Genomic DNA, 21,183 nt, shown 5'->3' with positions numbered 1-21,183 from the left:
ACGGCGCGGTTCCTTGTCGACGGTCCGAGGAGGGCCCGACGAGGAACCGCGCCGCACGCGGGGGCTATTCGCTGCCGGACTCGATGATCTCGCGCATGACCTCCAGTGAGATCTCGTCGCGCTCGCCGTCAGCCCACTCGTGCACGGTGAACGGCACGCCCAGACCCTGCAGGTAATCGACGGTCTTCTCGAGGCGGGGGACGACGCGGATGTGCTCGCTGCCGAACAGTGCCGCGGTGTAGATGGGCTGACCGTCGCGGATCGCGCGGCGCAGTTCGACGGTCGAGCGTCCGGTGAGGCGGTAGAGCGACTGGAGGACGTCGCTGCCGAAGTCGGGGGTGCCGACGAGGGTGAGCGAGAGCGAGTTCTGGGGGATGTTCACCCTCCCATCACAGCACGTGCTGCGGTGCGACGCGGTCGTCTTTCTGCTGCACCCCCCTGTGCGCGCCGCGCGCTCGGAGCGCCGACACGATCGCGACCAGATCGACGATCTCCTGCAACAGGGCGCCGATCACGGCGGGGAGGACACCGAAGGCGGCCACGATCATCAGGCCGACCGAGATGATGATGCCCATCCAGATCGACTGCAACGCGATGCGCACGGTCCGCTGCGAGACAGAGACGACGTCTGCCACGCGCGCGATCTCGTTCGAGGTGATCACCGCCGCTGCGGACTCGCTCGCGACGGTGGCCCCTCGTCCCGCCACGGCGATACCCACGTCGGCGACGGCCAGCACGGGGGCGTCGTTGATTCCGTCGCCGACCATGAGCACGGGCCGCGGTCGCATGCCCTGGACGATCTCGACCTTGGTCTGCGGGGTCATCTCGGCGTGCACCGTGCTGATGCCGACCGCGTGCGCGACGGCTTCGGCGGTCGCGGCGACATCACCGGTCACCATCGCGATCTCTGTCACGCCGGCGTCGCGAAGACGGGACACGGTGTCGGCGGCGTTGGGGCGGATCGGGTCGGACAGGATGATGACGCCCGCCAGTTTGTTTCCGACCGACACGTAGACGGCGGTCTCGCCGGCATGCAGCGCGGGGCGGACGATCGGCCCGGCGACCTCTTCGATGAACGACGGTTTTCCGACCCGCACCACGGTGCCGTCGGCGAGCGACGCGAGCACGCCGTTCGTCGCCACTTCGTCAGCGTTCGTCACTTCGGGCAGGTCGAGATGCTGTCGCTTCGCTGCGGCCACGATCGGGTCGGCGAAAACGTGCACGGAGTACTGCTCCGCGGCGGCCGCGAACCGAAGCGTGTCGGTCGCCGTGTGGGCGGCCGGGTGGATATCCACCACGTCGGCGTTGCCTTGCGTCAGAGTGCCGGTCTTGTCGAACGCGGCCGACCGCACTCGCGCGAGCGTCTCGAGCACGCCTCCGTCCTTGATGATGACGTTCAGCTTGGCTGCCGAGCTCATGCCACCCATGAAGGCCACGGGGGCGGCGATGAGCAGCGGACAGGGTGTCGCAACCACGAGCACTTCAGCGAATCGCACGGGGTCACCGCTGACGTACCAGGCGATGCCGGCGATGAGCAGCGAGACGACAGTGAACGGCACGGCGTACCGGTCGGCGAGCCGCACCATCGGCGCGCGGGAATCGACGGCTTCGGCAACCAACCGCACGATCGAGGCGTAGTTCGAATCGGCCGCCGCCCTCTGTGCGCGCATCGTGAAACTGGCGGTGCCGTTCACCGTGCCGGACAGCAAGGAGTCACCCTTGCGATAGCTCACGGGGATCGGCTCACCCGTCACCGACGATTCGTCGATCGTCGCGTGATCTGACAGCAGCACCCCGTCGACGGGGAGGATCTCGGAGGAGCGCACCAGCAGTTCGTCGCCCACCTTGACGTCTTCGACCGCGACACGTTCAACTTCGCCGGTGCGAGGGTCGATTCGGCCGGCGAACGACGGGGCTCGGTTCAGCAGCTGGTCGAGTTCACGGCTCGCCCGGCGCGCGGCCAGGTCTTCGAGCGCTTCGCCTCCGGTGAGCATCAGCGCGATGATGAGACCCGCGACGTACTCCTGCACGGCGAGGGTGGCGATCATGGCGATGACGGCGAGGACGTCGAGCCCCCACCGCCCGCGCATCAGATCTCGGACCATGCCGACCACCGTGATGGCGCTCACTACCCCGAGCACCAGATACGCGGTGACGGCGAGGGGGGTCGTCAGACCGGCTATCCAGAGCACCACCCCGGTCACCAGACCGATCACCACGAAGATCATGAGCTTGCGACTGCGAAGAAACGCCACTGTCGGTGAGGGCACTCGCGGCGACTCTTGGGCATGCGGCGTGGCGGTCTGCGCTGGCACTGCGACGCCCTCAGTCTTTCTTCGTGAGGCGATCCTGTCCGGTCCTGAGGCGAGATCACACCTGAGTCGGTGAGTGGGCGAAACGATACCTCCCCCCGGCCCCGGCGTCCACGCCCGCCGACACAGGGTCGGGCGTTGGGGGCGTTCGGGTGCGGGAGGGATGCGGGTCAGGCCGGGCCGAAGACCTTCACGTCGCCGCTGCGCACACGAGCGGCGATCACGAGCGCGAGGATCCCGAGTCCGAGAGTGCGCGCGAGGAACCCCAGCACGCCGAGGAGCACGGCCACCTCGACAACGCTCTGGGCACCGGCGGGACCGGCGAAAGCGAAGATCAGCTGGGGAAGCACTCCACCGGCGACCGATGCGAGAAGCGCCCACAGCGGCGCCCACCGCCAGGGGGCGGGAACTGTCTCCGCCCGCGCGATCTGAACGACGGCGACCAGCGCCGCGGCGAGTGAGACGAGCAGGTTCACGACGAAGACGGTCGTCAGCACGCTCTCGGCTGCACGGTATGCGTCGAGGCCTGCTTCGAACGTGGCGGCATCCATGGTGGGAAGGAGCGGCTGCGTCGCGTGGACGACGAGCGGCCACAGTGCGACGATCACCAGTGCCGTCATGCCGAGCGGGTGTCGCGCGACGACGCTCGCCCGCTCGGACAGCCCGATCGCGAACAGCAGCACCGCGGCCGCGAACACCACGTCGAGGGCGATCGCGATGGCGGGACCGGAACCGGGAAGCGCGTACTGCAACATGCCGATCACCGCGCTGAGCACGAGGCCGACGCCGCCGATCGTCCAGGTCAGCCGCACCGCTCGCATGCTCCGACCCTAGACGTAAGCCCGCTCCCATCTCCCGTCGAATGAGACTTCCGGAGAGAGCGATCTGGCTGTTGCATGGGGGAATGCACACGACGTTCACCGCAGCGGACTTCTTCGCTGCCAAGCTCGCGTTCGAGACCGACCCTTCTGACCTCGCCGCCGAGCGGGCTGGCGGTGGTGCGCCGCTCGTGATCGACGTGCGAAACGAGGCGGCGTGGCGGCAGGGGCGCATCCCCGGAGCCGTTCATATTCCTCACGCCGAACTTCGGGACCGGGTCGGCGACGTCGCTCCGGACAAGGACGCGGCGATCGTCGTGTACTGCTGGGGACCGGGCTGCAACGGCAGCACCCGCGGCGCACTCGTTCTCGCCGAACTCGGCTACACCCACGTCAAGGAGCTGATCGGCGGATTCGAGTACTGGGCTCGCGAAGGGCTTGCCGTCGTGTCGGACACGGGACGGTCTCGCCGGAAACCCGACCCGCTCACCGCCCCCGTCGCCTGAGCTCGATGGCCGGCATCCGCGGCCTGCGGATGGCCTGACGCGCGCAACGGGGGAGGGATGCGCGGATGGAAGGTGCTCTGACGGAGCTAGGCCTCGAGCACGAGCCGGTACCCCATGCCCGACTCGGTGAGCAGATGCTGCGGACGGGCCGGGTCGGCCTCGAGCTTCTTGCGCAGCTGCGCCACATAGAGCCGCAGGTAGCCCGAGTCGCTCACCTGGTCGCTTCCCCAGATCTCCTTCAGCAAGGTCTGACGCGTGACGAGGGCGCCGGGGTTACGCGCGAGAAACTCGAGCATCCGCCATTCGGTGGGGGTCAGGTGCACGCGCGCGCCGTCTCGGGTGACGGTTTTCGAGGAGAGGTCGATCGTGACACCCGCGAACGAGACCACCGACTCGCCGGCATCGGTCACAGCGCGCCGCGTCAGTGCGCGCAGCCGTGCCAGAAGCTCGTCGATCTGGAACGGCTTGGTCACGTAGTCGTCGGCTCCGGCATCCAAAGCCTCGACCTTGTCCGCCGAGCCGGTGCGACCCGACACGACGATGATCGGCGCCGAGGTCCACCCCCGCAGCGCTTCGATCACCTGCACGCCCTCCAGCCGCGGCATCCCGAGATCGAGGAGCACGATATCGGGGTGGGACTGCGCGGCGAGGGTCACGGCTGCGGCGCCGTCGTGCGCGGGGATCACGTCGTATCCGTGCGCTGACAGGGTGATGCGCAGGGCGCGGACGAGTTGCGGATCGTCGTCGGCGACGAGGATCTTCACGATTCCGCCGAGGGGAGCTCGATCACCATGGTCAGTCCTCCGCCCGGGGTGTTCTCAGGAGTGAGGGTGCCCCCCATCCCCTCGGTGAACCCCTTCGACAATGCCAGGCCCAAACCGAGCCCGGCGGCGTTGTCGGTGTCGCCGAGCCTCTGGAACGGCGCGAACACGTCGTCGCGACGGTCTTCGGGGATGCCGGCACCGTGGTCGATCACGCGCAGCTGCGCCGTGGACCCCCAGCGGCTGCTCGTGATGCGAACGCTGGTGCCCGGAGGGGCATAGCGTTCGGCGTTGGCCAGGACGTTCACAAGCACACGTTGCAGCAACACCGGGTCGGCCACGAGCGGGGGGAGAGCAGGATCCAGGGCCAGGTCGACGTCCTCCGGGCCGAGGTGGAGTTCCTCGATCGAGGCGAGAACGACGTCGGCGGCATCCACGGGGCGCAGCGACACCGCCAGCACGCCGGCCTGCACGCGGCTGACGTCGAGCAGATCGGTCACGAGGGCCGACAACGTCGCCAGGCTCTCGTGCGCCGTTTCGAGCAGCTCGCGTCGGTCCGAGGCCGAGAGGTCGTCGCCCGTCTCTCGCAGGCCGCCGATCGCGGCAACCGCGGCGGCGAGCGGGCCACGCAGGTCGTGACTGACTGCGGACAGCAGCGCGCTGCGCACCTGGTCGGTCTCGGCGAGCACTCCCGCTTCACGGGCCGTCTCGGTGAGTTCGGCGCGCTCGAGCGCCCCTCCGAGCTGAGCGACGATGACATCAAGTAGACGGCGCTCGGATGCATCCAAGGTGCCACCGTGCAGTTCGAGCGTCGCGCGGGGGGACGCGTCGCCGCCGATCGGCACCGCGATGAACTGATTGTCAGGCACCGGCTCTCCGTCGGTGACGAGCACCGCACCGTCGGCATCCAGCAGTCTCACGCCGCTCAGGCCGAACGCCTCGCGTGTGCGGCTGAGCAGAGCAGGCACGGCGCTCTCACCGCGCAGAACGCTTCCGGCGACCGAGGCCAAAAGCTCGGCCTCGGCCGTCGCGCGGTGGGCCTTGCGGGCACGGCGTGCCGCCTGATCGACGATGTAGCTGACGAGCATCGCGATGATCACGTACAGGCACAGGGCCCACAGGTGCAGGGGATCACTGACCGTCACGGTGAGCTGGGGGGCGACGAAGAGGAAGTCGAGGGTGAGCCCCGACAGCACGGCGGCGAACAGCGCGGGCCAGATGCCGCCGACGAGCGCCACGATCACTACGACGAGCTGGTAGGCCAGGACGTCCGAAGTGATCGACTCGGGCGTGCGGAACAGGTACAGCAGCCAGGTGAGCAGCGGCACGCCGACGAGGGCGACGACGAAACCCAGCACGACTCGCCGACGACTCAGGGCGCCGCCGGTCACGCGCGGGAGCACGAAGCGACCGCCCGCCGCGGCGTGCGTCACGATGTGCACGTCGATGTCGCCCGATTCGCGGATGACGGTCGCGCCGATCCCCGGCCCGGCGAGGGCGCCCAGGAGCCTTCCGCGCCGGCTCACGCCGATGACGAGCTGCGTCGCGTCGACGGACCGGGCGAACTCGACGAGTGAGCGGGGGATATCGTCGCCGACGACCTGGTGATACGTGCCGCCCAGGGCCTCGACGAGAGCGCGCTGCTCGGCGAGTGTGCTCGGCGTCGCAGCGCGCAAGCCGTCCTGGCTCGACACGTGCACAGCCAGCAGCTCGCCGCCGGCCGAGCGTGCGGCGATGCGCGCCCCCCGACGGACGAGCGTCTCGCCTTCTGCGCCGCCGGTGAGGGCGACCACGACCCGTTCGCGTGCCTGCCAGGCGCCGCGGATGCCGTGGTCCGCGCGGTACGAGCGCAGCGCGCTGTCGACCTCGTCGGCGAGCCAGAGCAGCGCGAGTTCACGCAGGGCCGTGAGGTTGCCCAGCCGGAAGTAGTTCGACAGTGCCGCATCGATCCGCTCCGCCGGATACACGACACCTGCCGAGAGACGGTCGCGCAGCGACTGCGGCGCCAGGTCGACGACTTCGATCTGATCTGCCGCCCGGATCACGGCATCCGGCACCGTTTCGCGCTGCGCGATCCCGGTGATCTGCTCGACGACGTCGTTGAGCGATTCGATGTGCTGCACGTTGACGGTCGTGATGACGTCGATGCCGGCATCCAATATCTCTTGCACGTCCTGCCAGCGCTTCTCATTGCGGGAACCCGGCGCATTGGTGTGCGCGAGCTCGTCGACGAGCGCGACGCGGGGCGACCTCTCGAGGACGGCCTCGAGGTCCATCTCGGTCAGTTCGACCCCGCGATGGGCCACGACGTGGCGCGGAAGGACCGGAAGGCCCTCGACGAGCGCGGCCGTCGCCGCCCGCCCGTGGGTTTCGACGATCGCGACGATCACGTCTTCTCCCTCGAGGAGGAGCCGCCGCCCCTCCTCGAGCATCTCGTAGGTCTTGCCGACGCCGGGCGCGGCGCCGAGCAGCACCCGCAGCCGTCCCCGCTTCATCCTCGGCCCCTTCAATCCAGCGCGTTCAGCGCCAGGTTCAGCTCCAACACGTTCACGCGCGGCTCCCCGAGGAAGCCGAGGTCGCGTGACTGGATCCTAGACCTCACGAGCGCGCTGACCTCGTCCTCTGACAAGCCCCGCGCCGCGGCGACGCGCGGCACTTGCAGCAGCGCGTACGACGGGCTGATGTGCGGGTCGAGGCCCGACGCCGACGCCGTGAGGGCATCGGCTGGGATGGCGGACTCGTCGACGCCCTCGCGGACGGCGATCGCGACTTTGCGCTCCTCGATCGCGGCGATCAGCTCGGGGTTCTCCGGTCCCCAGTTTGATCCGCCCGACGCGCTGCCGTCATAGCCGTTCCCGGCGGCTGAGGGCCGCGACTGGAAGTATTCGGCGAGCGCCTCGCCGTCCGCGCCGGTGAACGACTGACCGATGAGCGCGCTGCCGACGACGGCGCCCGAAGGGCCGTGCGCGGCCGAGCCGTTCGCCTGCCACGGCAGGGCGAGCTGGCCGATGCCCGTGATGAGGGCGGTGTAGGCGATGCCGAGCACCAGCGTGAAGACGAGCAAGGCGCGGAGGGCGACTTCGGCCGTTCGCAGGGTGGTGCGGGCGGTGGACATGCTCGAAACCTCCTCGAGGGATCAGAAACCAGGGATGGTGCTCACGACGATGTCGATGAGCTTGATGCCGATGAAGGGCGCGACGATGCCGCCGAGCCCGTAGATCGCGAGGTTGCGGCTCAGGGTCTGCGATGCGCTCGCCGGTCGGTACCTGACGCCACGGAGCGCGAGGGGGATCAGGAACACGATCACGATCGCGTTGAACACGACGGCGCTGGTGACGGCCGAAGCGGGCGAGCTCAGGTGCATCACATTCAGCACCGCGAGTCCGGGGAACACGCTCACGAACATCGCGGGGATGATCGCGAAGTACTTCGCGATGTCGTTCGCGAGTGAGAACGTCGTCAGGGCTCCGCGGGTGACGAGCAGCTGCTTTCCGATTCGCACGATTTCGATGAGCTTCGTCGGGTCGCTGTCGAGGTCGACCATGTTGCCTGCCTCTTTCGCGGCGGACGTGCCGGTGTTCATCGCGACGCCGACGTCGGCCTGCGCGAGTGCCGGTGCGTCGTTCGTGCCGTCGCCGGTCATCGCGACCAGGCTGCCGCCCTCCTGCTCCCGCTTGATGAGTGCGAGCTTGTCTTCTGGAGTGGCCTCGGCGAGGTAGTCGTCGACGCCGGCCTCGGTCGCGATCGCGGCGGCGGTGAGCGGGTTGTCGCCCGTGATCATCACGGTGCGGATGCCCATCGACCGCAGCTGCGCGAAGCGCTCGCGCAGGCCGTCTTTGACGATGTCCTTCAGATGGATGACGCCGAGCACTGCGCCGCCGCCCGCATCACGCGTGGCGACGACCAGGGGCGTGCCGCCGGACTGCGCGATGGCGTCCGTCTCGTCTGACAGCAGCGATCGCGTGCTCGAGGCAACCGGAGCACCGGATGCCTCCAGCCACGCGAGCACAGCGGATCCCGCGCCTTTTCGGATCTGTGAGCCGTCCGGCAGGTCGACGCCGCTCATCCGCGTCTGCGCCGTGAACGGCATGATGACCGCACCCGCCGGGTATTGCACCTGGATGCCGCGCGCTGCCGCCAGCTCGACGATCGAGACACCTTCCGGAGTGGGGTCGGCAAGCGACGACAGCGCCGCCGCGCGAGCGAGTTCGTCGTCGCCGACGCCGACCATCCCGACGAAGCCCGACGCCCGACGATTTCCGTACGTGATGGTTCCCGTCTTGTCGAGAAGCAGCGTCGTCACGTCGCCTGCCGCTTCGACCGCGCGCCCTGACGTGGCCAGCACGTTGCGCTGCACCAGGCGGTCCATGCCGGCGATGCCGATCGCCGAGAGAAGGGCGCCGATCGTCGTGGGGATGAGGCAGACGAGAAGAGCCACGAGCACGGGGATCGAGACGGGGGATGCCGCGTACGAGGCGATCGGGTTGAGGGTGAGCACGACGATGACGAACACGATCGACAGGCTCGCCAGAAGGACATTGAGGGCGATCTCGTTCGGCGTGCGCTGACGCGCAGCCCCCTCGACGAGCGCGATCATCCGATCGACGAACGTCTTGCCCGGCGTCGAGGTGATCTGCACGACGATGCGGTCCGAGAGCACGCGCGTACCGCCGGTGACAGCCGAGCGGTCGCCGCCGGATTCACGCACGACCGGGGCGGACTCGCCCGTGATCGCCGACTCGTCGACGCTGGCGATCCCGTGCACGATGTCGCCGTCGCCCGGGATCAGCTCTCCTGCCGTCACGATCACGACGTCGCCGAGCTTCAGCTCGGACGACGGGACCGCGACATGGTCGACTCGGTCGGCCGCGGCATCCGTTGAGGGGTCGTACGAGGTGACCCGGCGCGCCATCGTGCTCGTGCGGGTTCTGCGAAGTGACGCGGCCTGCGCCTTTCCGCGGCCCTCGGCGACGGACTCGGCGATGTTCGCGAAGAGAACCGTCAGCCACAGCCAGACGGCGATGCCCCACGTGAAGCCGAGGGGGACCGGGGTGCCGCCGGAGTCCTCGGGCCCGCCGAGGAACGGTTCGGCGATGGCGATCGCCGTCGTCAGGGACGCGCCGACCCACACGAGGAGCATCACGGGATTGGACCACAGGGCCGCGGGATTCAGCTTGCGGAAGGCGCCGGGGATCGCCGGCACGAGCTGGGACCAGCCGAACGAGCGCGCTGCCTTCTTCGAAGGCGGCGTGACCGTGCCCGGGGCGGGGGTGAGAGTGGGAGCGGACATGCGTCAGACGAGCCCTTCCGCCAGGGGACCCAGCGTGAGAAACGGAAAGTAGGTGAGGGCGGTGATGACGACCGCGACGACGGCGAGGAGGCCGACGAACTCGGGGCGGTGGGTCGGAAGCGTGCCGCTCGTCGATGGGGTGGCACCCAGCTCGGCCAGCGAACCCGCGAGGGCGAGCACGAGCACGATCGGGATGAACCGGCCGAGCAGCATCGCGACGCCGAGCGCCACATTCAGCCATGGCGTGTTCGCGGTGAGCCCCGCGAACGCCGAACCGTTGTTGTTCGACGCCGACGTGAAGGCGTAGAGCACTTCGCTCAGGCCGTGCACGCCCGGGTTCCAGATCGATGTGGACTCCATGTCGGCCCGGACACCCGGGATGGCGAAGCTCAGTGCCGTGCCGACGAGCACGAGGACCGGCGTGACCAGGATGTACAGGCTCGCGAGCTTGATCTGTGTGGGGCCGATCCTTTTGCCGAGGTACTCGGGTGTGCGGCCGACGAGCAGACCGCCCACGAACACCGCGATGACAGCGAGCACCAGCATCCCGTAGAGACCCGAGCCGGCGCCGCCGGGAGCGATCTCGCCGAGCATCATGTTGATCATCGGGATCATCCCGCCGAGCGCGGTGTAGGAGTCGTGCATCGAGTTGACCGCACCTGTCGAAGTCAGCGTGGTGGCACCGGCGAAGAGGGTCGAGCCGAAGATGCCGAACCGCACCTCCTTGCCCTCCATCGCGCCACCCGCCAGCTGGGGGGCCGTGCCCAGGCCGAGGGATTCGAGCCAGGTGACGGCCGTGATCGACACGACCGCGATCGAAGCCATCACGGCCAGGATCGCGTAGCCCTGGCGGTTGTCGCCGACCACGCGGCCGAAGGCGCGAGGCATCGCCACGGGGATCGCCAGCAGCATGAGGATCTCGAGCACGCTGGTCCCGGGGGTCGGGTTCTCGAAGGGGTGGGCGGAGTTGGCGTTGAAGAAGCCACCGCCGTTGGTGCCGAGTTCTTTGATCGCCTCCTGCGAGGCGACCGGCCCGCCCGGGAGCACCTGCGTGCCACCGGTGATCGTGCCGACCTCGGTGAAGCCGTTGAAGTTCTGGACCACCCCGGCGATCATGAGCGCGATCGCGGCGACGATCGACAGGGGAAGCAGCAGCCGAGTGATGCCGCGCACGAGGTCGACCCAGAAGTTGCCGATCGTCGACGAACCGCGCCGGGCGAACCCACGAACAAGGGCGACCGCGACCGCGATGCCGACCGCCGCCGACACGAAGTTCTGGACCGTGAGACCTGCCAGTTGCACCGTGTACCCGAGGGTCAGCTCGGGCGAGTACGACTGCCAGTTGGTGTTGGTGACGAACGAGACGGCGGTGTTGAACGCCAGCCCCTCGGGCACCGCCGGCAGTCCGAGCGAGTACGGCAGCACGGCCTGGAAACGTTGGAGCGCATAGACGAACAGCACGCCCAGGGCTGAGAAGACGAGCACGCCGCGGGCGTACGCCTGCCAGGTCTGTTCTGCGCGCGAATCGACTCCGATCACTCGGTAGACGACGCGTTCGACCCGCCAGTCTTTCTCCGAGGAGTAGACACGGGCGATCCAGTCGCCGAGCGGGCGATACAGGAGCGCGAGGACCAGCAGCACGGTCGCCGCCTGCAGGATGCCGGACCAGATCGTCGCGGCGTCCATCAGGATTTCTCAGATCGCACGAGGGCGACCACGAGGTACGCGACGGCGGCGACACCGAGGGCGGCGGCGATGATCGAGAAGACCATCATCTCTGCCCCGCTCCATCCGCAGCGTCGCGACGGCTGGAGCTTCGGTTGCTCTTCCCGATCTTCTCAGCCCCCTTGGCGATCATCCCGACCACCGCGAAGAGCGCGGCGACCGTGGCGAGGTAGATGACATCCAGCACGGGGACTCCCGGGGTTCCGCATCAGCGAATCGGACGACCGTGCGACGAGTGCCGCACGGGTGCCTTACGGCACGCATGCGATACAACACCTCCTGCTCGACCGGCAGTGCTTTCCCTACGGAATCCATACGGGCGAGCGCGCTTCACTTACGACTTCCTCGCGGCGAGGCCCCGTCAGGGCGGCGGATGCCCCGAGCGCAGCGGATCCGGGTGGGTGCACGCCGTCGTCTCGTCGCCTGACCGTCCGTAGGATGCCAGCATGGCAACCGGTCGTGCGTGGTTCGGTCTGGCGATGACGTGTGCGGTCGTGCTGCTGGCGGGGTGCGCGAGCACGGATGCGGTCAGGGACCTCAACACCACGTCGCCGTCTGGAACCTCTGCGTGCGCGGTTGCGGAGCAGCCCGGCGTGGAACCGCCAGCGGGCTGCATCACATACGACACGGATGCCAACATGGCCGCCAACGAGCTGTATCGCCAGAGGATGCCTCAGCCGGAAGCGGGGCAGGCGGCTGCAGCGGCGCTCATCGGCCCGGTGACCGACGCGCTCACGGCCCCGCGAGTCTCGGGTGCGCCGATCACCGATGAGGCGGTGCGAACCGCGTTGACGAGCGCCGGCGTTCGCGAAGACGCCATTCAGACAGATGGTCGAACCGGCTCGATCGCTTACGGCGCCGCCGTCGACGGCGGCGGCTGCGTCTTCGGGGGAGTGACGGTCGAGACGGTGTCGTCAGAGGCGGGCGGGTTCATCATGGACGGCGGCTGCCTCGCCATGAGTGGCCACTGAGCCATCGTTCAGTCATCGAGCGCCGCTACTGCGCTCGCACCCCACGCGGAGCCGCCGTCCGCGACGGGCGCGTGCCTCCTTGAGGGTTCGAGCGCGGTAATCGCGGTGAGCACAGCCGTGGGTATCGAGGTGTGCGCGACGCTACGGGTACGGGCAAGAGTCAGCGTCTGGTTGGGCCTAGGTTGAATGGGAAGTCCTGTTGCGCGCTAGGAGATGAAGCTGACGATGAATGGGGACATCCTGTCTCGGGTGCCGCTGTGGGTGGTCGGCGTAGCGATCTTGGTCGCACTGCTCCTCGCATGGGCGTTTTCGGGTGCCGCGCGTCTGCTCTTGCGCGGTCGTGCACGGCTGCGTTGGTCGACGGCTATCGTGCTGTCGATCATCGGGATCGTCGCTGGGCTCCTGCTCGCCGACCTGGTCGCACCGGATCCGCACCTCGGCAGTCCGCTCACGCTGCTGATCCCAATGTGCGTGTCGATTCTGTTCATCGCGGGTTACGGGGCGGCTGCCGCGCATTTGCAGAAGCCGGTGAGTGCCACCGTGGCAGAGCTGCTCACGACAGGGGAGTCGGGCACCGTCGAGTTCAAGTCCACTGCCCGTGTCAATCTCCGCACCGGTCAGAAGGACGAGCGGATGGAGCACGTGGTCGCCAAGACAGCGGCGGCGTTCCTCAACGCCGATGGTGGCGTGCTGCTCATCGGTGTCGACGACCATGGAACGCCCCTCGGGCTCGATTCTGACCTGGCGACGCTGAAGATCCCGGATGTCGACCGGTTCGAGTTGTGGTTGCGCGATCTGATCACGACGACGCTGGGCACGGCTGCCGCCGCGCTCGTAAAGATCGACTTCGCAGAGGTTGGCGGCGAGCCCGTCCGCACCGTCTGCCGGTTGCAGATGACTGCGTCACCGGAGCCGGTGTACCTGCGACCCGGCAGGAGCGCTCCGCCTGAACTGTGGGTTCGGGTGGGAAACTCCAGCCGTCAGCTGACTGTGGATGATGCTGCGGCTTACATCATGCAGCGCTGGCCGCTCGGACTCGGCGCGAGCGCCGCCGCTCAGGTGCGCGCTGCGGTTCGCTTCTCCGGGAACAGGTGAGCGCACCACGGGGGAGGCTCGGGCCGTACGTGGAACTTGAAAGATCTCGGCCTCCAGCTCGCTACTGAGCGCACCGAACTCCTGACTTTGGGCTCCGTAGCCGTGCCTGGTGCGCCGACGCTCGAGCTATCGATCGCTGGTCACGACGGAACCGCGCGATCGCCGGTGGTTTGTCGGGCGCCGAATGTAGGTTCGTCGCATGGTCTTTGCGAACGTCGGAACACTTGACGCGGTCCCTGGCAAGCGCGACGAACTCGTCGCTCACTTGATACGGAGGAGCAGCGTCCTTTCGGAAGTCGGCTGTATCGCGTACGAGGTGGGTACCAACGATGCCGAGCCCGACACGGTGTTTGTCGTTGAGCTCTGGAAGGATGCCGCTGCCCATCAGGCGTCCCTTGCACTTCCTGAGGTCGCAGAAACCATTGCAGAAGCACGCCCACTCCTGTCCGGGGTCTTCGGGGGATTCCACTTCGAGGTGGCTGGGTCGCCGCTACGCGACTGACTCCCGACTGCCCGCCGCGCCCGGTCCCTCACCGCACGAGGATCTGGGCTGATGTCGATCGTCTCTACGGGAGCAGATCCATCATCTGGGGTCGGGCCTTCATCGCGTGAGTCACGAGTTCGTTGCCGCTGTCGAAGACGAGCTCAAGAAGCCGTCTTCGCGAGTCGAAGCCGAGCCGGAGTTGACGGGCAGGTGAATTCTCTTCGAGATCGTCGATCCACAGCGGCCACGACGCCGCCTGGATGATGTCCTCCGGTGCGATGCCGTGCTTGAGAGCGGAGTCGTGGACCTTCACGCGGCGTACGCGGCGATTGCTTCGCGGATGAGTTCCGAGCGGGACTTGTGCTCGCGTTCAGCGCGGGCATCAAGAGCGGCGAGCTCGTCGGCGGTGAGTCGGAGCGCGACGACCTGGGCGGGCTCCGCTCCTCGGCCGGGTCGTCCGCGTCCTCGCCGTTTGAGAACCTCGACGTCGTAGCCGGCTTCAGCCTCGGCCGCCCACGCCGCAATCTGCTCCTTCGTCACTGGAACGCCGTTGATCGTCTCTTCGCCACCCATAGGGGAATCGTATTACGAAATTACGATCGGGTCTACCGCTGCACGCGCGCCCGTCGTCCTGCGAGCAACTTCTGCTGGTGGATCGTTATCTTTGACGCGTGGAAGATGACTGGATCGAACATCGCCGTTCAGATGACGGGGAACGAGTCGGATGGATGAAGCCGGTCGATGAGGGCTTCGTCGCGATCGATCTATTGGGACGTAAGCGATCTGATGCCGTGGACTGGATGCTCGCTGAGGAGACTCTCGACGCTCTCGGCCTGAGTTATCTTGCCGATCCTCACGAGTTGCGCCTCGACGACGGCACGTGGCTTCGTGTGCGGATCGCAGAAGTATCGTCCGCGGCGATAAGGGTGAAGAAAGACGACTGGGGCGACATGAACACAGACCAGATCTACTACTCGGTGTCCTTTCCCGTGACCGAAGACCGGCTTCGCCCACTTTCTCGCTGAGCGGCGTACTGCCCCGACGCCCACCCGCATCGCGAGTCCAGAAGCCGGTCGTCCAACGCGCGGAGAGTCGCGGTATCATCCGGCCACGTCGTGCACGACCTTCGTCACACCGTTGCCGTAGGCCGCCGATTCGCGGAGGCCCAAGCGCCGCTCGCTCTGAGTTGCCCCGCTGAAGATACTCTTGCCCTCGCCCAGGAGCACCGGGAAGACCAGCAGGTTATAGCGGTCGATGAGGCCCGCGTCGCTCAGGCTCCGGGCGAGCTCCCCGCTGCCATGGATGAAGTTCGCGCCGCCCTCGGTCGATTTCAGCGCGGCGACGTCGTCGACGCTGCGGAGGATATGGGTATCGCCCCACCCGTCGACAACCGCTTCATCGTTGAGCGTCGTGGAAACGACGTACTTCGGCAGCTCCGGATAGTCCGCGTGATCGGCGGACTGCGCCGGCCGAACATCAGCGCTGTCGTCTCCGCGAGCTCGCCACCCTTGAGGGCGAACGCTTCCGGAATGAACTCGGTCCGGAATACCCACCCGCCCGCTGGGTGTCCCTCGACGTCACCGCCAGGGGAATCCATCACTCCATCCGCCGAGACGAATCCCGTCCACACCAGCTCGCGCGCCATCAACCATCCCCGTCTCATCCGACGGAATCACGCATTGTCGCGGCAGTGCTCGACCATGCGCCCAGCCTAAAGTCACGAGGTGAATCGACAACCTGCTTCGGCGAGCGCGTTAGGTGTCGGTGTGTCGCCGCTGAGTGGTTGTGGCGCTGGTGGGCCGAGTGTATTGCCTCAGCTTGTCGGTTTGCGGTGCCGGGTGAGGGTGACCTTGCGACCGGCGAGGAGCGGGAGTGTGTAGGTCTTTGACGGGGGCGGGCTGACCCACATGGGCTTGCTGAGCTCGAGGTCGTTGCGGCCGAGTCGCTTGAACCAGAGTCGCACGTTGCCGTCAGGGCCTGTGTTGTTGAGTGGCCATCGCTTGACTTCGCGGACGTGTGGGCGGGGGCCGCCGTCGGTGGTGTTCATTCGGCCTTGTGCGTCCATCCACCAGATCTCGGCGTGCGTGTAGCGAACGTCTTTCTCGGTGAAGGTTGAGCCGGCAGTGATGAGCCATTCGCCGTCGATGGACTGTGCCTGGCCGGGTAGTAGTAGAGGTGAGACGGTGCCGTCACCGTCTTCGGGGTTCCAGTGACCCTTGACGACGGCACCTTCGTGGGTCGTGCCGGTGAGTATGGAGAGGTTGAGGATCGGCTGTTCGGAGGCGTTGGTGAAGGTGTAGCTGCCCGGCTGGACGCTTCTGCCGTGTGCGTCGATGTAAGGGTCAGAGAGTATCTGGTGGGTCCAGATGAGCTTGTGGGCTTCGCGGTCCCAGTACTCCTCTTCGGCACGAGCTCGAGCACGACTCTCCGCCTTCCTACCGCGCACCTCGACGACGATCGCGATGGTGGCGACCACGACGGCGAGGAGCGTGCTTACGGCGGCGAGCCATGCCGACGTGTCGCTGGTGACCACGGTGATTTCCATGTCGCCCCCCAGCGCGGTCCCCATTGCTCGAGCGAGCGTATCAGTCACTCGCTCCGCAATGCGGTGGGGACCTACCGTCACCCTGTCGAGTTCTCTGGCGCCGCACAGCAAGGGGGACCCGATCCTTGGGTGGCCGCGCGGATGCCGGTCGGTCTACGCGCCGTTCGCCTCGCCAAGCCATCGGTCGACGTCGGCGAGCTCGCTGCGGATCTTGTGTCGCTCTTCCGGGGTGAAGCATCTGACTCGCATTGCCAGGACCGCATCAGCTGCGATTGGACTCAGCCCGAATGCTCCCTGTACGGCATTTCGCAGCTCGCCGGCTCCGCCTTCGATAGTGGAGCAGATCGCAACGAGTTGTCCGAGTCAATCCAGAACCTTGAGGTACGCCGCGAGGATCTCGCGACGACCCAGCGCATTTCGTCGGTCGTCATCCACGTCGCCACGATCCCGACGCGAGTGCGACTTCTACTTGCCGAACACCCCGTCGTGGGTGCGGTAGCCGGTCGCTCAGCGGGTCGATGGGGGTTCGGACGCACTCCAGCGCCAGTCGTCGTGCGGGCGGGTCCACTCTTGTCGCTGCGGCGTCCATTCGCGGGCGACGTCGGTGAGCCAGATGGTGGAGCCGGGAGCCCAGCCGCCGATCACTGAGCCGTATTCCTCGTCGATCTCGATCAACGTGGTGGCCGCGGACAGGTAGCCGAGTGTGGTGAGGTGCACGGCATCCCACCGCGCGGCGACGCGCTCCCAATCCGGGATCAGCCACCGCCCGTCACGTCCGGTAACCCGGAACCAGTCGTGTCGTCGAGACGCGGTGACCTCCATCGGGTACTCGCGGCAGAGGTCTGCCCAGTCCTCCGGCGTCTGGATTTCGAGTGTCCGCCCCGCTCCGCGCACGGGGATGATCGTCGCGACCTCCCAGCCGAGGGAGTCTTCCACCAGCTCAAGGGCATCCGCCGGACTGCTCCGCGTCGCGAGAAGCGCCTGCGGTACCGACCACCAAGTGCCCGACCAGTTGGCGTGGATCACGGGGCCGCTCGCGTGCTGAGCGTTCCTCGTCCGCACGCTGGGCGCGGGTCCACCCCTCCAGCACGGCTGAGGGATCCCGCACCACTGGCTCGCTGTCGGCAAGCGGATGCCACTGCACTGCCCACTGTGCTGCCCCGCACGGCGCGGCGAGGTCGGGCATCGCTGTAACCAAGCACTGCGCGACGCGCCCGAGCACGTGCAGTACCGGCGGAAGTGCGGCGACGGTATCAGCGCCGTCGGGTTCCTGCCAGTAGCGCGCGAGATCCACCGACGCCTGCAGCGCCTCCCTCAGAATGTCTCCACGGATATGAGTCAGGTCGACATCGTCGATGCCCGCCGCGAGGTCATCGGCGCTGAACCTCGGATCAGGTTCCGGGTCGGAAGTATCCCCAGTGAGGCGGAGGAGCGTGCCGGGGTTCGGATCGAGCTCGTGGCCGAGCCAGAACAACGCAGTGTGCACCGTCTCATCGGTGCGGGCGGCGTACTCCAGGCACATCCGACGACCGCGCGGACCACGCAGCAGGGCATCCGCGAGATCGTCCACTGCCCCAGCTTGCCGGACAGTTGCGCATCTCCTCCACAACTGCCGGCTCGCATCGTTTGCGGCGCCTTCACCGGTCCTTGAACGAGCGAGTCGTCCGTCGGCGTTCACACGACTCGTGAACACAGCGACCTTGACGTGCTCCGACGCAGATGCCCTACCCGCGCAGCTGCCCGATGAAGGCGCCGCAAACGCACGGGGCTACCTCGGCCAAGCGAGTCGCCCAGCGAAGACCCTGACCCAAGAAGAACAGCAATGCACGCAGGCACTTTGAGTGGGCTGGCTCACGACTGTTGATATAGATGCGATCGCGCGTCAACGTGGTTGCATGGCCAGACGGCGGCATTCGCAGCAGGAATCGCGCCGCAACGCCGCCTACGCGCGTCAGAGAGAGGCGAATGAGAAGGCCGGCCGCCGCGGCGGCCCGTGAGCGTGCCGCCGAACTGCGGCGACTGCAAGCCGAAGCGACAGCCCGGCACGAGCTCGAGCTGGTGTGGGGATCTCAGCGCGACGGGCTCGCGCGTCTGCGCGACATCTCGAAGCAGCTCGACAAGCTCCACCGCGCAGAGCGGTCTCTCTTGCACGAGCGTGACAACCTCATCGATGCCCTTCGCAAGACGGACGTCTCCTGGGCGATGCTCTCGTCGTGGTCAGGCCTGAGCCGCCAAGCCATGAGCAAGCATGCAACATCCCTGACGCCTGAGGCGGGCCGGACACACCGAGTCTGAATCGGCTTCACCGGCTCCGTTCCCGGCGTCCGCTCCTTATCCTCCTTCGCTGCGCTCAGTCCGGTACCGCTCCCGCCGGGCACTGCGCCGCCTCCGCCGATTCGGCCGTTTCGTGTTCCGGCCCCACGCCGAAAGCTCGGAGGGAGGAGGACGCGACGACGCGACCGTGCCGAATCGCGTCCCAGCGACCGGTCCTTCTTGTAAAGGAGATGGAGGGCGCTGACGATGGTCTCGTCGCGGAGAGATGAGGGGGACACGATGGGCAGCATCCATCCCTACCTGACGGCCGCCGGCAAGCGGGTCTATCGCATCAGCAAGCGCAAACCCGACGGAGGTCAGGGCACACAGCGCGGGTTCCGAACGAAGCGCGATGCTGAACTCCGTCTCTTCGAACTCGAGATCTCGAGGAATCGCGGAGCGTTCGTCGACCCGGCCGACGCGCGCATCACCATCGGCGCTCTGGGGGAGGAATGGATCGCGTCACGGAGCGCCGACCTCAAGCCCTCGACGTTCCGCAGCACGGACTCCGCGTGGCGCATCCACGTTCAGCCCAAGTGGGACTCTCGACAGGTCGGCGGGATCCGCCACTCCGAGATCCAGGCCTGGATCGCGAGCCTCTCGACGACCCACAGCCCGACAACGGTGCGACGCGTGCACGAAGTGCTCGCGGGGATCCTCGACGTCGCGATGCGCGACCGGCGGATCGCGGCGAACCCCGCACGCGGTGTGAAACTCCCGCGCAAGACGTCCAAGCCGCGCGCGTACCTCGACCACACCCAGGTCGCCACACTGGCAACAGCGTCCAGCCATCCCGAACTGGTCGTGTTCCTCGCGTACACGGGCTCCGCTGGGGAGAGGCGACCGGTCTGCGGGTCAAGCACGTCGATCTCACACGGCGGCGCGTGAGCGTGGAGGAGAACGCCGTCGAAGTCGGAAGCGTCATCGAGATCGGCACGCCCAAGACCCACGAGAAGCGACAGGTCCCGTACCCGGCGTTCTTCGCCGAGGCGATGAAACGCATGGTCGGCGGCAAGACGCGGGACCAGCTCGTGTTCGGGGACGGGCAGATCCACGTGCGCCGACCCAAGTCGACGACGGGCTGGTTCAACAGCGCCGTGGCTCGCGCGCAAGCCTCGACGACGGCATCCATCGCGGGCGCCCTCGAGGCGGGGGTCGAGCCGCCGCGCCCGTTCCCGCGCGTCACGCCGCACGACCTTCGGCACACCGCGGCGTCCCTCGCGATCTCTGCCGGAGCGAACGTCAAGGCAGTGCAGCGCATGCTCGGCCACGCGTCCGCCGCAATGACTCTGGACACCTACGCCGACCTGTTCGACGACGATCTTGACGCTGTTTCGGCAGCGTTGGACGACGCTGCGAGTGGTTCAGGTGTTGTCAGATTGTTGTCACGCGGCCATTCGGATGAAGAAGAAAACGCCGCGATCCCAGTCGAGAGTAGGGATCGCGGCGTGTGAATAACGGTGGGCCCCGTGGGGCTCGAACCCACGACCCGCGGATTAAAAGTCCGATGCTCTACCGACTGAGCTAGAGGCCCGCAGCCTCCAGCCTACTTCGCCCGAGCACCCGCGCGCGCACGACAAAGCCGCCGGCGAGGACTCTCCAAAGCACACCGGCGGCTTCATCGCCCGACCGCGCCCACGCGGCCGGATGCTTGTTACTCGGCGGGCGGCATCAGCACCGTGTCGATGAGGTAGACCGTCGCGTTCGCGGTCTGCACGCCGCCGCAGATGACGCCGGCGTCGTTGACCATCCACATGTCACCCTCGCCGGTCACCTCGACGTCTTCGCCCTGCACGGTGGTGTGCGTGCCGGCGATGTCGGCGGGCTCGATCTGGCCGGGCACGACGTGGTAGGTGAGGATCGACGTGAGCAGGTCGGAGTCGGTCTTGAGGGTCTCGATCGTCGCCGCGTCGATCTTGGCGAATGCGTCGTCCACCGGAGCGAAGACGGTGAACTCGTCTCCGTTGAGCGTGTCGACGAGGTTGACGTCGGGGTTGAGCTCGCCGCTGACGGCCGAGACGAGGGTCGTCAGCATCGGGTTGTTGGATGCCGCCACCGCGACCGGGTCCATCGACATGCCTTCGATCGAGCCATCGCCCGTGGGCACGGCTTCGGCGTAGTCGGCGCAGCCGGCGCCTACGAGGTTGGCGGCGGGGTCCATCTCCATCGCCGGCGCGGATTCCTCCATCGTGGGCGTCGACATCTCTTCGGTCGGTTCGGCCGTGTCGCCGCCCATCGCACAACCCGACAGGGCGATCGCCGCACCGAACGCGAACGCGAGGCCCGCCGAGATCTTCTTCTTGCTGCTGAGCATGACATCCTCCATGTGTCTGATCTCGCCGCCGGTAGGCGACGTATATGAA

Annotated in this window: 24 protein-coding genes and 1 tRNA gene; 8 read left to right on the top strand and 17 right to left on the bottom strand. The window is 67.5% G+C overall.

What is annotated here, in order from left to right:
* Window positions 1-64: 64 nt before the first annotated feature.
* From AC25Y0_RS00425 to AC25Y0_RS00415, 3 genes are all read right to left on the bottom strand, one after another.
* Window positions 65-382 (bottom strand): hypothetical protein, encoded by a 318-nt coding sequence (locus AC25Y0_RS00425; protein WP_488122391.1) that lies wholly within the window; start codon window positions 380-382, stop codon window positions 65-67.
* 7 nt (window positions 383-389) lie between these two features.
* Window positions 390-2,228 (bottom strand): heavy metal translocating P-type ATPase, encoded by a 1,839-nt coding sequence (locus AC25Y0_RS00420; RefSeq protein ID WP_488122864.1) that lies wholly within the window; start codon window positions 2,226-2,228, stop codon window positions 390-392.
* A gap of 254 nt (window positions 2,229-2,482) precedes the next feature.
* Entirely contained in the window at window positions 2,483-3,133 is a 651-nt protein-coding gene (locus tag AC25Y0_RS00415) for a hypothetical protein (protein WP_488134032.1), read from the bottom strand.
* A gap of 83 nt (window positions 3,134-3,216) precedes the next feature.
* Here AC25Y0_RS00415 and AC25Y0_RS00410 point away from each other — a divergent pair, with 83 nt between their 5' ends.
* Window positions 3,217-3,636: a rhodanese-like domain-containing protein gene (locus AC25Y0_RS00410; RefSeq protein ID WP_488122389.1), complete on the top strand. Its 420-nt coding sequence runs from the start codon at window positions 3,217-3,219 to the stop codon at window positions 3,634-3,636.
* Window positions 3,637-3,722: 86 nt separating this feature from the next.
* On the opposite strand, the gene AC25Y0_RS00405 is transcribed toward AC25Y0_RS00410, so the two are convergent.
* The 6 genes from AC25Y0_RS00405 to AC25Y0_RS00380 are packed head-to-tail and all read right to left on the bottom strand — an operon-like array spanning window position 3,723 to window position 11,462.
* Window positions 3,723-4,400: a response regulator gene (locus AC25Y0_RS00405; RefSeq protein WP_488134031.1), complete on the bottom strand. Its 678-nt coding sequence runs from the start codon at window positions 4,398-4,400 to the stop codon at window positions 3,723-3,725.
* The gene (locus AC25Y0_RS00400) at window positions 4,397-6,892 is read right to left on the bottom strand and encodes a DUF4118 domain-containing protein (RefSeq protein ID WP_488122387.1); all 2,496 of its coding nucleotides are present in this window, start codon (window positions 6,890-6,892) and stop codon (window positions 4,397-4,399) included. The genes AC25Y0_RS00405 and AC25Y0_RS00400 overlap by 4 nt, the downstream gene beginning before the upstream one ends.
* 11 nt (window positions 6,893-6,903) lie before the next feature.
* A complete protein-coding gene (gene kdpC, locus AC25Y0_RS00395) occupies window positions 6,904-7,512 on the bottom strand; it encodes a potassium-transporting ATPase subunit KdpC (protein WP_488134030.1) in 609 nt (202 codons plus the stop codon).
* A gap of 21 nt (window positions 7,513-7,533) precedes the next feature.
* The gene (gene kdpB, locus AC25Y0_RS00390; RefSeq protein ID WP_488134029.1) at window positions 7,534-9,687 is read right to left on the bottom strand and encodes a potassium-transporting ATPase subunit KdpB; all 2,154 of its coding nucleotides are present in this window, start codon (window positions 9,685-9,687) and stop codon (window positions 7,534-7,536) included.
* Between the two features lie 3 nt (window positions 9,688-9,690).
* The gene (gene kdpA / locus AC25Y0_RS00385; RefSeq protein ID WP_488134028.1) at window positions 9,691-11,373 is read right to left on the bottom strand and encodes a potassium-transporting ATPase subunit KdpA; all 1,683 of its coding nucleotides are present in this window, start codon (window positions 11,371-11,373) and stop codon (window positions 9,691-9,693) included.
* Window positions 11,373-11,462: a potassium-transporting ATPase subunit F gene (locus AC25Y0_RS00380; protein WP_488134027.1), complete on the bottom strand. Its 90-nt coding sequence runs from the start codon at window positions 11,460-11,462 to the stop codon at window positions 11,373-11,375. The genes kdpA and AC25Y0_RS00380 overlap by 1 nt, the downstream gene beginning before the upstream one ends.
* Window positions 11,463-11,858: 396 nt before the next feature.
* Between AC25Y0_RS00380 and AC25Y0_RS00375 the strand changes: the two genes are divergently transcribed.
* The 3 genes from AC25Y0_RS00375 to AC25Y0_RS00365 all read left to right on the top strand — a co-directional run bounded on the left by AC25Y0_RS00375 (window position 11,859) and on the right by AC25Y0_RS00365 (window position 13,980).
* Entirely contained in the window at window positions 11,859-12,383 is a 525-nt protein-coding gene (locus AC25Y0_RS00375; RefSeq protein WP_488134026.1) for a hypothetical protein, read from the top strand.
* Window positions 12,384-12,608: 225 nt separating this feature from the next.
* On the top strand, window positions 12,609-13,478 hold the full coding sequence (locus AC25Y0_RS00370) for an AlbA family DNA-binding domain-containing protein (RefSeq protein ID WP_488134025.1): 870 nt from the start codon (window positions 12,609-12,611) through the stop codon (window positions 13,476-13,478).
* A 199-nt stretch (window positions 13,479-13,677) separates the two neighbouring features.
* Window positions 13,678-13,980, top strand: a complete 303-nt coding sequence (locus AC25Y0_RS00365; protein ID WP_488134024.1) for a putative quinol monooxygenase — start codon at window positions 13,678-13,680, stop codon at window positions 13,978-13,980.
* A gap of 64 nt (window positions 13,981-14,044) precedes the next feature.
* On the opposite strand, the gene AC25Y0_RS00360 is transcribed toward AC25Y0_RS00365, so the two are convergent.
* Together AC25Y0_RS00360 and AC25Y0_RS00355 are read right to left on the bottom strand one after the other, a co-directional pair.
* Complete coding sequence (locus AC25Y0_RS00360) at window positions 14,045-14,275, bottom strand: toxin (protein WP_488134023.1); 231 nt, start codon at window positions 14,273-14,275, stop codon at window positions 14,045-14,047.
* Window positions 14,272-14,535, bottom strand: coding sequence for a ribbon-helix-helix domain-containing protein (locus AC25Y0_RS00355; RefSeq protein ID WP_488134022.1), 264 nt, complete (start codon window positions 14,533-14,535; stop codon window positions 14,272-14,274). Before AC25Y0_RS00355 ends, AC25Y0_RS00360 begins: the two co-directional genes overlap by 4 nt.
* 98 nt (window positions 14,536-14,633) lie before the next feature.
* Between AC25Y0_RS00355 and AC25Y0_RS00350 the strand changes: the two genes are divergently transcribed.
* Entirely contained in the window at window positions 14,634-14,987 is a 354-nt protein-coding gene (locus AC25Y0_RS00350; protein WP_488134021.1) for a hypothetical protein, read from the top strand.
* Window positions 14,988-15,062: 75 nt separating this feature from the next.
* Here AC25Y0_RS00350 and AC25Y0_RS00345 read toward each other — a convergent pair whose 3' ends face one another.
* From AC25Y0_RS00345 to AC25Y0_RS00330, 4 genes are all read right to left on the bottom strand, one after another.
* Window positions 15,063-15,515 carry a dihydrofolate reductase family protein gene (locus AC25Y0_RS00345; protein WP_488134020.1) on the bottom strand — a complete coding sequence of 151 codons (453 nt, stop codon included), beginning with the start codon at window positions 15,513-15,515 and terminating at the stop codon, window positions 15,063-15,065.
* Window positions 15,516-15,775: 260 nt separating this feature from the next.
* Complete coding sequence (locus tag AC25Y0_RS00340) at window positions 15,776-16,531, bottom strand: hypothetical protein (protein WP_488134019.1); 756 nt, start codon at window positions 16,529-16,531, stop codon at window positions 15,776-15,778.
* A 483-nt stretch (window positions 16,532-17,014) separates the two neighbouring features.
* Window positions 17,015-17,443, bottom strand: a complete 429-nt coding sequence (locus AC25Y0_RS00335; RefSeq protein WP_488134018.1) for a hypothetical protein — start codon at window positions 17,441-17,443, stop codon at window positions 17,015-17,017.
* Window positions 17,444-17,447: 4 nt separating this feature from the next.
* Window positions 17,448-18,077 carry a hypothetical protein gene (locus AC25Y0_RS00330; RefSeq protein WP_488134017.1) on the bottom strand — a complete coding sequence of 210 codons (630 nt, stop codon included), beginning with the start codon at window positions 18,075-18,077 and terminating at the stop codon, window positions 17,448-17,450.
* Between the two features lie 395 nt (window positions 18,078-18,472).
* On the opposite strand from AC25Y0_RS00330, the gene AC25Y0_RS00325 reads away from it, so the two are divergent.
* From AC25Y0_RS00325 to AC25Y0_RS00315, 3 genes are all read left to right on the top strand, one after another.
* Window positions 18,473-18,802 (top strand): hypothetical protein, encoded by a 330-nt coding sequence (locus AC25Y0_RS00325; protein WP_488134016.1) that lies wholly within the window; start codon window positions 18,473-18,475, stop codon window positions 18,800-18,802.
* A 258-nt stretch (window positions 18,803-19,060) separates the two neighbouring features.
* Window positions 19,061-19,708, top strand: a complete 648-nt coding sequence (locus tag AC25Y0_RS00320; RefSeq protein ID WP_488134015.1) for a phage integrase central domain-containing protein — start codon at window positions 19,061-19,063, stop codon at window positions 19,706-19,708.
* Window positions 19,669-20,274, top strand: coding sequence for a site-specific integrase (locus AC25Y0_RS00315; RefSeq protein WP_488134165.1), 606 nt, complete (start codon window positions 19,669-19,671; stop codon window positions 20,272-20,274). The genes AC25Y0_RS00320 and AC25Y0_RS00315 overlap by 40 nt, the downstream gene beginning before the upstream one ends.
* A gap of 7 nt (window positions 20,275-20,281) precedes the next feature.
* On the opposite strand, the gene AC25Y0_RS00310 is transcribed toward AC25Y0_RS00315, so the two are convergent.
* Both AC25Y0_RS00310 and AC25Y0_RS00305 read right to left on the bottom strand, forming a co-directional pair.
* Window positions 20,282-20,354, bottom strand: a tRNA-Lys gene (locus tag AC25Y0_RS00310).
* A gap of 120 nt (window positions 20,355-20,474) precedes the next feature.
* Window positions 20,475-21,134, bottom strand: a complete 660-nt coding sequence (locus AC25Y0_RS00305) for a fasciclin domain-containing protein (RefSeq protein WP_488122375.1) — start codon at window positions 21,132-21,134, stop codon at window positions 20,475-20,477.
* Window positions 21,135-21,183 lie beyond the last annotated feature (49 nt).

It is taken from the genome of Microbacterium sp. Y547 (genome assembly GCF_057669785.1).
This window is presented reverse-complemented; position numbering and strand designations above follow the sequence as displayed.

Excerpts from the sequence above, each read along its gene's own strand:
- AC25Y0_RS00380 (WP_488134027.1), bottom strand. The coding sequence starts at position 11,462 with ATGATGGTCTTCTCGATCATCGCCGCCGCCCTCGGTGTCGCCGCCGTC.
- AC25Y0_RS00305 (WP_488122375.1), bottom strand. The coding sequence starts at position 21,134 with ATGCTCAGCAGCAAGAAGAAGATCTCGGCGGGCCTCGCGTTCGCGTTC.
- AC25Y0_RS00400 (WP_488122387.1), bottom strand. The coding sequence starts at position 6,892 with ATGAAGCGGGGACGGCTGCGGGTGCTGCTCGGCGCCGCGCCCGGCGTC.
- AC25Y0_RS00340 (WP_488134019.1), bottom strand. The coding sequence starts at position 16,531 with ATGGGGACCGCGCTGGGGGGCGACATGGAAATCACCGTGGTCACCAGC.
- AC25Y0_RS00415 (WP_488134032.1), bottom strand. The coding sequence starts at position 3,133 with ATGCGAGCGGTGCGGCTGACCTGGACGATCGGCGGCGTCGGCCTCGTG.
- AC25Y0_RS00355 (WP_488134022.1), bottom strand. The coding sequence starts at position 14,535 with ATGGGTGGCGAAGAGACGATCAACGGCGTTCCAGTGACGAAGGAGCAG.
- kdpC (WP_488134030.1), bottom strand. The coding sequence starts at position 7,512 with ATGTCCACCGCCCGCACCACCCTGCGAACGGCCGAAGTCGCCCTCCGC.
- kdpA (WP_488134028.1), bottom strand. The coding sequence starts at position 11,373 with ATGGACGCCGCGACGATCTGGTCCGGCATCCTGCAGGCGGCGACCGTG.
- AC25Y0_RS00375 (WP_488134026.1), top strand. The coding sequence starts at position 11,859 with ATGGCAACCGGTCGTGCGTGGTTCGGTCTGGCGATGACGTGTGCGGTC.
- AC25Y0_RS00320 (WP_488134015.1), top strand. The coding sequence starts at position 19,061 with ATGGGCAGCATCCATCCCTACCTGACGGCCGCCGGCAAGCGGGTCTAT.
- AC25Y0_RS00325 (WP_488134016.1), top strand. The coding sequence starts at position 18,473 with ATGAGAAGGCCGGCCGCCGCGGCGGCCCGTGAGCGTGCCGCCGAACTG.
- AC25Y0_RS00365 (WP_488134024.1), top strand. The coding sequence starts at position 13,678 with ATGGTCTTTGCGAACGTCGGAACACTTGACGCGGTCCCTGGCAAGCGC.
- AC25Y0_RS00410 (WP_488122389.1), top strand. The coding sequence starts at position 3,217 with ATGCACACGACGTTCACCGCAGCGGACTTCTTCGCTGCCAAGCTCGCG.
- AC25Y0_RS00420 (WP_488122864.1), bottom strand. The coding sequence starts at position 2,228 with ATGATCTTCGTGGTGATCGGTCTGGTGACCGGGGTGGTGCTCTGGATA.
- AC25Y0_RS00370 (WP_488134025.1), top strand. The coding sequence starts at position 12,609 with ATGAATGGGGACATCCTGTCTCGGGTGCCGCTGTGGGTGGTCGGCGTA.
- kdpB (WP_488134029.1), bottom strand. The coding sequence starts at position 9,687 with ATGTCCGCTCCCACTCTCACCCCCGCCCCGGGCACGGTCACGCCGCCT.